Origin of the sequence: Streptomyces sp. SID1328, assembly GCF_009865595.1 — a bacterium.
Taxonomy (GTDB): Bacteria; Actinomycetota; Actinomycetes; order Streptomycetales; family Streptomycetaceae; genus Streptomyces; species Streptomyces griseoluteus.
This window is the reverse complement of record NZ_WWKH01000958.1, coordinates 1-10,104: the sequence shown is the minus strand read 5'-3', so window position 1 is coordinate 10,104 and position 10,104 is coordinate 1. Positions and strand designations below refer to the sequence as shown.

General features: G+C 72.9%; 9 protein-coding genes. 6 read left to right on the top strand and 3 right to left on the bottom strand.

What is annotated here, in order from left to right; genetic code table 11:
- Together GT030_RS30870 and GT030_RS30865 are read left to right on the top strand one after the other, a co-directional pair.
- Positions 1 to 610: substrate-binding domain-containing protein (locus GT030_RS30870; RefSeq protein ID WP_202460771.1), on the top strand; the 610-nt coding region annotated here is incomplete at its 5' end.
- Between the two features lie 91 nt (positions 611 to 701).
- On the top strand, positions 702 to 2,123 hold the full coding sequence (locus tag GT030_RS30865; protein ID WP_161203911.1) for an amino acid permease: 1,422 nt from the start codon (positions 702 to 704) through the stop codon (positions 2,121 to 2,123).
- Here the strand turns inward: GT030_RS30865 and GT030_RS30860 are convergent, their stop codons facing one another.
- Positions 2,124 to 3,224 (bottom strand): CapA family protein, encoded by a 1,101-nt coding sequence (locus GT030_RS30860; protein ID WP_161203910.1) that lies wholly within the window; start codon positions 3,222 to 3,224, stop codon positions 2,124 to 2,126.
- A 228-nt stretch (positions 3,225 to 3,452) separates the two neighbouring features.
- On the opposite strand from GT030_RS30860, the gene GT030_RS30855 reads away from it, so the two are divergent.
- The 3 genes from GT030_RS30855 (at position 3,453) to GT030_RS30845 (ending at position 5,485) form a co-directional block, all read left to right on the top strand.
- On the top strand, positions 3,453 to 3,998 hold the full coding sequence (locus tag GT030_RS30855) for a sigma-70 family RNA polymerase sigma factor (RefSeq protein ID WP_161203909.1): 546 nt from the start codon (positions 3,453 to 3,455) through the stop codon (positions 3,996 to 3,998).
- Positions 3,999 to 4,132: 134 nt separating this feature from the next.
- Positions 4,133 to 4,648, top strand: a complete 516-nt coding sequence (locus tag GT030_RS30850) for a hypothetical protein (protein WP_161203908.1) — start codon at positions 4,133 to 4,135, stop codon at positions 4,646 to 4,648.
- 183 nt (positions 4,649 to 4,831) lie between these two features.
- Positions 4,832 to 5,485 (top strand): zf-HC2 domain-containing protein, encoded by a 654-nt coding sequence (locus GT030_RS30845; RefSeq protein ID WP_161203907.1) that lies wholly within the window; start codon positions 4,832 to 4,834, stop codon positions 5,483 to 5,485.
- Between the two features lie 10 nt (positions 5,486 to 5,495).
- On the opposite strand, the gene GT030_RS30840 is transcribed toward GT030_RS30845, so the two are convergent.
- The gene (locus GT030_RS30840; RefSeq protein WP_161203906.1) at positions 5,496 to 6,359 is read right to left on the bottom strand and encodes an Fpg/Nei family DNA glycosylase; all 864 of its coding nucleotides are present in this window, start codon (positions 6,357 to 6,359) and stop codon (positions 5,496 to 5,498) included.
- A 42-nt stretch (positions 6,360 to 6,401) separates the two neighbouring features.
- Positions 6,402 to 8,477 carry a SpoIIE family protein phosphatase gene (locus GT030_RS30835; protein WP_161203905.1) on the bottom strand — a complete coding sequence of 692 codons (2,076 nt, stop codon included), beginning with the start codon at positions 8,475 to 8,477 and terminating at the stop codon, positions 6,402 to 6,404.
- A gap of 175 nt (positions 8,478 to 8,652) precedes the next feature.
- On the opposite strand from GT030_RS30835, the gene GT030_RS30830 reads away from it, so the two are divergent.
- Positions 8,653 to 10,065 carry a lipase maturation factor family protein gene (locus tag GT030_RS30830; RefSeq protein ID WP_161203904.1) on the top strand — a complete coding sequence of 471 codons (1,413 nt, stop codon included), beginning with the start codon at positions 8,653 to 8,655 and terminating at the stop codon, positions 10,063 to 10,065.
- Positions 10,066 to 10,104 lie beyond the last annotated feature (39 nt).

The window sequence follows — 10,104 nt, the reverse complement described above, 5'->3', positions numbered from 1 at the left end:
CGAGGCGCATCCGGGGGTGGAGCTGGACGTGGTGACGCTGTTCGACGCGGACACCGCCGTTGGCGCCGTACAGGCGGGCCGGGTCGACGCGACCTTCCGCGCGGTCGGCATGCCGGGGCGGCCGCTGCCCGAGAGCCTGGCGAGCGCCCGTGTGCTGGACGAGCCGCTGCATCTGCTCACCGGCCCGGAGCACGCCCTCGCCGGCGCGGACTCGGTGACCCCCGCCGAGCTGGCCGGGCACCGGATCTGGATGCCGAGCATCGTGGAGGGCGTCGAGTGGGCCGCCTACTACGCCTCGCTGGCGGCGGAGTTCGGGCTCACCATCGACTCGGCGGGCCCCAACTTCGGCAGCGCCGCGATGCTGGACCGGATCGCCGGGTCACCCGAACTGGCGACCTTCATCGGTGAGCACCCCCGGCTCGCCTGGCCAGCCGGGCACGATCTGCGGCGGATTCCGGTCACCGGACCGACGCCGGTCTATCCGCACTCCCTGATCTGGGACCGCGCCAACGCCCACCCGGCCCTCGCCGCCCTGCGCGCGCATCTGACCGGCGGCTCCGAGGCCCGGCGCGCCTCCGGCACCTGGGTCCCGGACTGGGCCGTGGCCTGAGGCAATCGTGCGTGGCTCCTTCCGAACCCGCCACCCCTGAGCCATCATGATCCGCCGTCAGCCGTTTGCCGTCGGGGAAGAGGTGAGGCGTGTGGCCAAGATCCGTTCGGGTGAGGGGATTCTCCGTCGCAAACCCATTGCACACATCGAGGATTCCGAGGCGGCCGACGGCGGTCTGGACCGTTCGCTCGGCCTGTGGCAGCTCACCGCGATCGGGGTGGGCGGCATCATCGGCGCGGGCATCTTCACGCTCGCCGGCACGGTCGCCAACGGCAAGGCCGGGCCCGCGGTGGTGGTGTCGTTCCTGATCGCCGGTTTCGCGAGCGCCTGCGCGGCGCTGTCGTACGCCGAGTTCGCGGGCATGATCCCGAAGGCGGGGTCGGCGTACACCTACGGGTACGCGGTGCTGGGCGAGTTCGTGGGCTGGTTCATCGGCTGGGACCTGCTGCTGGAGTACACCGCGATCGTGGCGGTGGTCGCCATCGGCATCTCCGGCTACTTCAGCTTCCTGGTGGAGGAGGCGGGGGCGGACGTGCCCGCGTGGATGCTGGGTGCGCCCGGCACCGGCTCGGGGCACCGGGTCGATCTGTTCGCGGCGATCCTCTGCGTGCTGATCGCCTGGCTGCTGAACCTGGGGATGAAGAGCGCGGCCCGGTTCGAGACGTCCGTGGTGGCGCTGAAGGTACTGGTGGTGCTGCTGGTGATCGTGGTGGGCTTCTTCCACATCAACACCGCGAACTACCACCCCTTCTTCCCCTTCGGCATCGGCGGCGCCTTCACCGGCGCGGCCACGGTGTTCTTCGCGGTGTTCGGCTACGACGCGATGTCGACGGCGGCCGAGGAGTCCAAGGACGCCCAGCGGCACATGCCGAAGGCGATCATCTACTCGCTGGTCATCTCGATGGTGCTGTACGTGGCGGCCTGCCTGGTGCTGACCGGCATGCAGAACTACAAGGACATCGACCCGGAGAGCGGCTTCTCCACGGCCTTCAAGTCGGTCGGTCTCGGCGGACTGGCCGACGTGATCGCGGTGGGCGCGATCATCGGCATCCTCACCGTGATGTTCACCTTCATGCTGGGCGTGACCCGCGTCTGGTTCTCGATGGCCCGCGACGGGCTGCTGCCGCGCTGGTTCGCCAAGACGCACCCCACCCGGCACGTGCCGACCCGGGTGACCTGGATCGTGGGCGTCGGGGCGGCCGCCATCGCCGGGTTCGTGCCGATCGGCGAGGCGGCCGAGCTGACCAACATCGGCATCCTGCTGGCGTTCGTGGTGGTCTGTGTCGCGGTGATCGTGCTCCGCTACCGGCAGCCGGACCTGCCGCGCGGCTTCCGTACCCCGCTGATGCCGTTCATCCCGGCGCTCGGCGCGCTGTTCTCGCTCTGGCTGGTCACCTTCCTGGAGTGGCAGACCTGGGTGCGGTTCGCCGTCTGGTTCCTGATCGGCTGTGTCATCTACTTCGGCTACTCCTACCGGCACTCGGTACTGGCCCGGCGGCCGCCCGCCGAGTGATCACTGCCCCATGGTGAGCCCGGCCTTGGCCGCGCCCCGGCTCAGTACGGTGTTCCGTACCCGGTCGCGGGTGGCGGCGAGGTCGGCGCCCGCGGCGATGGCACGGTTCACGTCGATGGCCCGGCCGGCGTCGAGGTCGTACACCTGGGGCAGGAACTCGGCGCGGCTGACCTCCCAGCGGGCGCCGGGCCTGGCGGGCGGGGCGAAGGTGAAACGGGCGAGGGTGGACTCGTTGCCGCGCCACTCCCCCGTGCCGGCGCCGCCGTCCGCGATCTGGTCGCCCATGCCGTACACCACCCAGGTGCCGTTGACCTTCTCGTACGGCTGGGGCACGTGCGCGTGGTCGCCTAGGACGAGGTCGATGTCGGGGCGCCCGCCGGTCTTGGCGGCCGTGAGCTGCTTGGCGAGGGTGACCTGCCCCGCGTCCGGGGCGTCCTGCCCGGCGGAGCCCCAGTTGAGGGAGAGCACGACCACGTCGGCGCCCGCCTTCCGGGCGGCCCGCGCGGCGGCGGCGATCCGGCCGGCGTCGGCCGGGTCCACCGCGGCGGACTGCCCGGTGGTGTCGTAGGCGTACGACAGATGGGCGACCTTGGCGGTGCCGGCGCGCAGCAGGGTGACGGTGCGGGCCTCGGTGTCGGTGCGGGAGGTCCCGGCGTGCCGTACGCCCGCCTGGTCGAGGGCGTTCAGGGTGCGGGTGATCCCGGCGCCGTCGGCCTGCGGGGAGGCGGTGGAGCAACTGTCGTAGCCGGTGGCGGCGAGGCCCTGGGCCAGTGCGGGCAACGCCGCGACGGCCGGGTCGCCGTCGGCGCCCTGGACCGGCTCCAGGTGACACAGCGCCAGGTCGGCACCGGACACGGCCGGGCCGGCCCCGGCGAGCATGGGGCGGAAGTCGTGTCCCCCGCCGGAGGCGTCGAAGCCCGCCCGGTCGGCGGCGGACGCGTACGGCTGGACGCCGCCGGCGGCGACGAGGGTGAAGCCCTTCCCGGCGCCCGGCGCGGGCCGCCCGTGGCCGGACCCGGCCCGGTCCTGATGCTGGCAGGCGGCCACCGCCGCGAGCACGGCGGTCAGCGCGAGGGCCACCTGGTGCCTGCGTCCGATCATCAACTCACCCCAGGGTTGTCGGAGGGGACTTGTCGTATTGACAGACAAGCTCTGACGGGCATATGGGTATGAAGCTGACCAGCCGCGCAAACAGCCCCTAGCCCATCCGGTGCTGCCGGGCCGCCGGGTGACCGTTCGTCCGACCGTTCACCGAGCCCTGGCGACCGCCCGTCGCACCGGCGTGCGCGCGGGGTGTCGCCGGGGGGCGGGCTGCGCTGCCATACGGCCATGACGGCCGGGACCACTGCCCCAGGGACGACGACCGCCGAGCACGAACTCGCCGCACTGGCGCGGGAGCACGGGCGGCCCCTCTTCGCGCTGCTGCTGCGGCTGAGCGACGGGGACCGGCAGCGCGCCGAGGACCTGGTGCAGGAGACCCTCGTACGGGCCTGGCAGCATCCCGAGGCGCTGCACGCCGAGAACTTCGCCTCGGCCCGCCCCTGGCTGCTGACCGTCGCCCGGCGGCTGGCCATAGACGCCCGGCGGGCGCGGCGGGCCCGGCCGCCGGAGGTGGTGGACGAGGTGCCGGAGAACGCCCGCGTGACGGCCGACCACGCCGAGCGGGCCGCCGCCGCGCTCGATGTGCGCGAGGCTGTGAAGACACTCACTCCGCACCACCGTGACGTACTCGTACTCGTGTACTTCCGCGGGGCCAGCGTGGCGGAGGCCGCTCAGATCCTGGGCATTCCACCCGGTACCGTGAAGTCCCGCGCGTACTACGCACTGCGCGCCCTGCGCCAGGTTCTTCCGGGATACGCGACTGACCTGCGGTGAAACCGGGCTCCTGGTCAAGCCTCGGTAAAGCGCCTTGCCGTGGCCCCCGTCGGGGCCATGAGCTGTCCTCATCCGTGTTCCGGGCGGGGGCCGGGTTCGGGCGACGCGCACGCACCGGAGGAAGGCAGGCAGGGATGCTCCACAGAGGTCACGAGCACACGAGCGGCGCCGGCGGCGGTGAACTCACCGTCCCGATGGCCTGGTTCTACGCCGAGTACATCGCCGACGAGTTGCTGCGCACCGGCGATCTGATGCCACCGACGTCCTTCGAGTTCCGGGCGGGCCGGGACGCGCTGGCGCTCACCGTCTTCCTGTCCGACACCGAGGGGGAACTCTCCGGGGTCCGGGTCGTCTCGCAGCTGGAGACCTGGCTGTCGCTGACGGCGTACGACCAGCCGTGGCGGGAGTGGGTCGGCGGCCGGATGGCCGAACTGACGGCACAGGCGGCCACGTCGGAGACTCCCGACCCGGACCTGGCGCTCGCGGGGGACGCCTGGCGCTGGCTGGAGGAGACCGAACTGCTCGCGCCCGACCTGGACGCGGTGCCGGGCGGCGGCGCGGCCCGGGGCGAGGAGGAGGGGCCGAAGGTGTGGACCCCGGCCTGGCGGCTCGGCCTGCCGCTCGGACACCTGGCCATCCATCTGTTCTGAGCCCGTTCCGGCGCCTGACCCAGCACGTTTTCCGGCCACTTGGAACTCGGACCAATCCGGGGCCCCGGCCGCTCCGAATCCCCATCGGGTTTCTGCGTGCGGCTTGAGTGATTCCGGCGTCCGGTGCGTACCAATGGGTGCACCGCGTAACCCCACCCGCACCCATAGGCACGAGGATTCGGCATGAGGTCCCTGGAAAGGCATCGCGCCGTCGGCGCGTACGCGCTCGGCGTGCTGGACGAGGCGGAGACCTTCCGCTTCGAGGACCACCTCGCCGAGTGCCCCCGGTGCGCGACCGACGCGACCGAATTCGGCCCTACGGCACGGCAGTTGATGCTGTACCGGGAGGCCACGCCCGCCTTCGTGCCCGCGCTGGTCCAGCCCGGCCCCCGGCTGCTGGACCGGCTGCTCGGCGAGATCACCGTACGCCACCGCGCCCGGCGCCGCAGAGTCCTCTACGGGCTCGCGGCCTCGGTGGTGCTGGCGGTGGCCGGGCCCGCGGTGATGGCCTTCGCCGGGCACGGGCAGCCCGCGTCCCGCGTCACGGCGGCGACCGATCCGGATACCGGGGTGTGGGCGCGGGTCACCACCGAGGGCGAGCGCTGGGGCAGCGGGCTGCGGCTGGAGGTGCGGGACAGTGCCGGTCCGCACTCCTGCCGGCTGATCGTGGTCGGGCGGGACGGCTCGGAGCAGGTGGCGGGCGGCTGGACGGTCGGCGCGCACGACGAGGGCACCACCGCGACCACGGCCGGCTCCTCGCTCGACCCGGACGACATCGACCACTACGAGGTGCGCACGGACAAGGGCGAGCGGCTGGTGACCCTGCCCGCCCACTGACCGGCGCGGGTCACTTCAGCAGCCGGGACAGCCTGCGGTCGGCCAGCGGTCTGCCGCCGGTCTGGCAGGTGGGGCAGTACTGGAGCGAGGAGTCGCTGAAGGAGACCTCGCGGATGGTGTCCCCGCACACCGGGCAGGGCTCGCCGGTACGGCCGTGGACCCGCAGGCCGCTCTTCTTCTCCGCCTTCAGCCGCCCGGCCGCGATCCCCCGCGAGCGCTCGACCGCGTCGGTGAGGGTGGTGCGCAGGGCGGTGTAGAGGCGGGTGGTCTCCTCGGGGGTGAGGGAGGCGGCGAGCTTGTACGGAGACATCTTCGCCGCGTGCAGGATCTCGTCGCTGTAGGCGTTGCCGACCCCAGCGATCAGCGACTGGTCCCGCAGCGCGCCCTTGAGCCGGCGCCGCTCGCTCTTCAGCAGACCCGCGAAGCGCTCCTCGTCGAAGTCGTCGGCGAGCGGGTCGGGGCCCAGCCGGGCGATCCCCGGCACCTGGGCCGGGTCGCGCACCACGTACACCGCGAGCCGCTTCTGCGTGCCGGCCTCCGTCAGGTCGAAGCCCTCGCCGCCCTCCAGTGCCACCCTGAGTGCCAGCGGGCCCTTGCCCGGGCGGGGCGGGGCGTCCGGCACGCGGTCGCGCCAGTGCAGCCAGCCCGCGCGGGCCAGGTGGGTGACGAGATGCAGGCCGCCGTCGCTCTGAAGGTCCAGGAACTTGCCGTACCGGCGCACGGCCGTGATCTCCGTGCCCTCCAGGGCGGTGACCGGCGGGTCGTAGGTCTTCAGCACGCTGATGGCGAGCGGCTGCACACGGGTCACCCGGCGTCCGGCCAGGTGCTCGGTGAGGAAGTCCTTGAGCGCTTCTACCTCGGGCAGTTCCGGCATGTGTCCAGGGTGCCACCGGTGGGCCGCGGTGACCGGCGGCGATCAGCCGTCCGGGTTCGTCCGGAACTCGCACCACACGGCCTTGCCGCCGCCGCGCGCCTCCACGCCCCAGGCGTCGGCCAGCATGTCGACCAGGAGCAGCCCGCGCCCCGAGACGCCGTCGTCCTGCGGTTCGCGGCGGCGGGGCAGCGCGCTGGAGGAGTCCTCCACCTCGACGCGCAGCCGCCGCTCGCCGCCGGTCGTCAGGCGCAGGGTGACGGTCGCGGAGCCCTCGGTGTGCATCAGCGCGTTGGTGATCAGTTCGTCGGCGACGAGTTCGATCTCGTCGGCCCGCTCCCCGGCGCCCCAGGCCCGCACCTCGGCGCCGATGAGGTGCCGGGCGCGGGTGAGGGCGTCGGAGTCACCGGGGGCGACGTGCTGGCGGAGCCGGCCGCGCGCTCCGGGTTCCTCGGGCTCCCGGCGGCGCAGCAGGAGCAGGGCGACGTCGTCCTCGCCGCCGCGTTCCTCGGCCATCGCGATCAGGCGCCCGGCGAGTTCGCGTACGTCGTCCGGGCCCTCGGCGAAGAGTTCCGCCAGGTCCCGCATGCCGTCGTCCAGGTCGGCGCCGGGCTGTTCGACCAGGCCGTCGGTGCACAGCAGCAGGGTGTGGCCGGGGTCCAGCTCCAGCGTGGCGACGGGGTACTCCAGGCGGCCGAACTCGGCGGAGAGGCCGAGCGGGAGCCCGCCCTCCAGGTCCAGGCGCCGGGTGGTGCCGTCGGCGTCCCGGAGCAGGGGGTCGAGGTGGCCGGCGCGGACCGCCTGGACGACGCCGGTGGAGAGGTCGACCTGGGCGTAGAGGCAGGTGGCGAAGCGGTCGGTGTCCAGTTCGTCGAGGAAGACGGAGGCGCGGGCCATGACGGTGGCCGGGGTGTGCCCCTCGGCGGCGTAGGCGCGCAGCACGATCCGGAGCTGGCCCATGACGGCGGCGGCGTGGGTGTCGTGGCCCTGGACGTCTCCGATGACGGCGCCGACCCGGCCGCCGGGCAGCGGGATCAGGTCGTACCAGTCGCCGCCGATGTCCCGGCCGAGGGCGCCGGCGCGGTAGCGCACGGCCACGTCGGCGCCCCGGACGCTGGGGATGGTGCGGGGCAGCATCGCCTGCTGGAGGCTCTGGGCGAGGTCCTTCTCCTGCTCGTAGAGCATGGCGCGCTGGAGGCTCTGGGCGATGCTGCTGCCGAGGGCGACCAGTACCGCGCGTTCCTCGGCGGAGAAACCGCGCCGGTCGCTGTAGAGCAGGCCCATCGCGCCGAGCGGGCGGCCCTGGGCGATCAGCGGGAGGTAGGCGGCGGAGGTGATGTGCAGCTCGGTGATGTGCGGCCAGAGGATCGGGTACTCCTCGGCGAACTCCGCCGGCGACTCGATGAACCGGGGGACGAGGGTGCGCACGACCTCGCTCATCGGGTAGGGCTCGTCGATCCGGGTGATACGGGTGCCGGGCACGAAGCTCTCCGTGGGGCCCTCCGCGACCAGCCGGATGCGCCCGGCCTCCACCAGGCCGATGACGACGCTGGCCGCGCCGAGGTGGCGGATGCCGTGGGTGTCCTTGAGGGCGTCGATGACGTCCTGGACGCTGCGGGCGTGGGCGAGCGCGGCGGAGACGGCCTCCACGATGCCGGCCTGCTGACGGAACGCCTCCTCCTGCGCCGTTCGCGGGGCCCGGGCGGGGCTGTCCGCGAGTTCCCGGGTGGCGTCGCGGACGAGGCCGACGACCCGGTGCGGGCGGCCGGAGCCGTCACGGCGGATGGCGCCCTGGCTGTGCGCCCAGCGGATGGCGCCGTCGCGGCGGCGGATGCGGAAGTAGGCGCCGTAGGTCTCGCTGCCGTCCTTGATGGCGCGGGCGACCGTCGCGTCCAGCCGGGCCGCGTCCGGCGGGGGGACCCGGACGGCCAGGGAGGCGGCCCGGCCGTCGTACTCCTCGGGGCGCAGGTCGAAGATCTCGTGAGCCCCCGCGTCCATGTGGAACAGGCCCGCGTCCAGATCCCAGTCGAAGCTGCCCATGTGGTTGAGCGCCAGGATCGTGTCCAGGTCGGCGGGCCGGTTCTCCGGGAGTGACAGGGCACTCGCACCCCGATCAGCCATGGGGCCACCTTGCCAGCAAATGTCCGAATCTTCGAGTGGGCGTGGCAGGGTGTGCCCGCCCGGCCCGCACGGGTTATGCGGGCCGGCGGCGCGGTACCCGGAAGACCGGGCGGACGCGACGGGTGGGGAGCGGCCCCGGCCGGGCGGCCGCCGTGGAGTCAGGAGTGCGAGCGCGATGGAGTGGTTCACCGCCCCCGACTACTGGCTGAGCCGGCTGGTGCTCCAGCGCGGGCTCGCCGCGCTCTACCTGGTGGCGTTCCTGGTGGCGGTACGCCAGTTCCGGCCGCTGCTGGGCGAGCGCGGGCTGCTGCCCGTACCGCGCTATCTGGCGCGGGTGCCCTTCAAGGAGTCGCCCAGCCTGTTCCACGCGTACTACTCGGACCGCTTCTTCGCCGGGTGCGCCTGGGCGGGCTGCGCGGTGTCGGCGGCGCTGCTGGCGGGGGCGGACTCCTTGCTGCCGCTGTGGGCCGGGATTCTGCTGTGGCTGGTGCCCTGGGCGCTGTACCTGTCGATCGTGAACGTGGGGCAGACCTGGTACGCGTTCGGCTGGGAGACCCTGCTGCTGGAGGTCGGCTTCCTGGCGGCGTTCCTCGGCAACGACGAGGTGGCGCCGCCCGTGGTGGTGCTGTTCCTGCTGCGCTGGGTGCTGTTCCGGGTGGAGTTCGGCGCGGGGCTGATCAAGCTGCGTGGGGACGCCTGCTGGCGCAAGCTGACCTGTCTGGACTACCACCACGAGACCCAGCCGATGCCAGGCCCGCTGAGCTGGTTCTTCCACCACCTGCCCAAACCCCTGCACCGAGTGGAGGTGGCCGCCAACCACATCACCCAACTCGTCGTCCCGGTGCTGCTGTTCACCCCGCAGCCGATCGCCTCGGCGGCCGCCGCGCTGATGATCGTGACCCAGCTCTGGCTGGTGCTCTCCGGGAACTTCGCCTGGCTGAACTGGATCACCATCGTGCTGGCCCTGTCCGCGCTCCGGCTCCCCGCCGAAGCGCCCGCCGTGCCCGCCGCGCCGCTCTGGTACGAGGTGCTGGTGCTCGCCCTCGGCGTGGTCCTGCTGGCGCTCAGCTCCCGCCCGGTGCTGAACATGGTCTCCCGGCGCCAGGTGATGAACCGCTCCTTCGACCCGCTGCGCCTGGTCAACACCTACGGCGCGTTCGGCAGCGTCAGCCGGCACCGCTACGAGGTGGTGATCGAGGGCACCGACGACGAGCGCCCGAGCGAGGACGGCGACTGGCGTGAGTACGAGTTCCACGGCAAACCCGGTGATCCCCGCCGCTGGCCCCGCCAGTTCGCGCCCTACCATCTGCGGCTGGACTGGCTGATGTGGTTCGCCGCGCTGTCGCCCGCGTACGCCGGGGACTGGTTCGGCAAACTGGTGGAGAAGCTGCTGGAGGACGACCGCGACACCCTGCGCCTGCTGCGCAGCTCCCCCTTCCCGCCCGGCGCCCCGCCCCGCTTCATCCGGGCCCGCCTCTTCCGCTACCGCTTCACCACCTGGCGCGAGCTGCGCGAGACGGGCGCCTGCTGGGAGCGGACCTACGTACGGGACTTCCTGCGCCCGACCCGGCTCAGCGGCACCCGGTGAACCGTCCCCCCTCTCGACGCCGGGCGCGGTAGCGGGCAC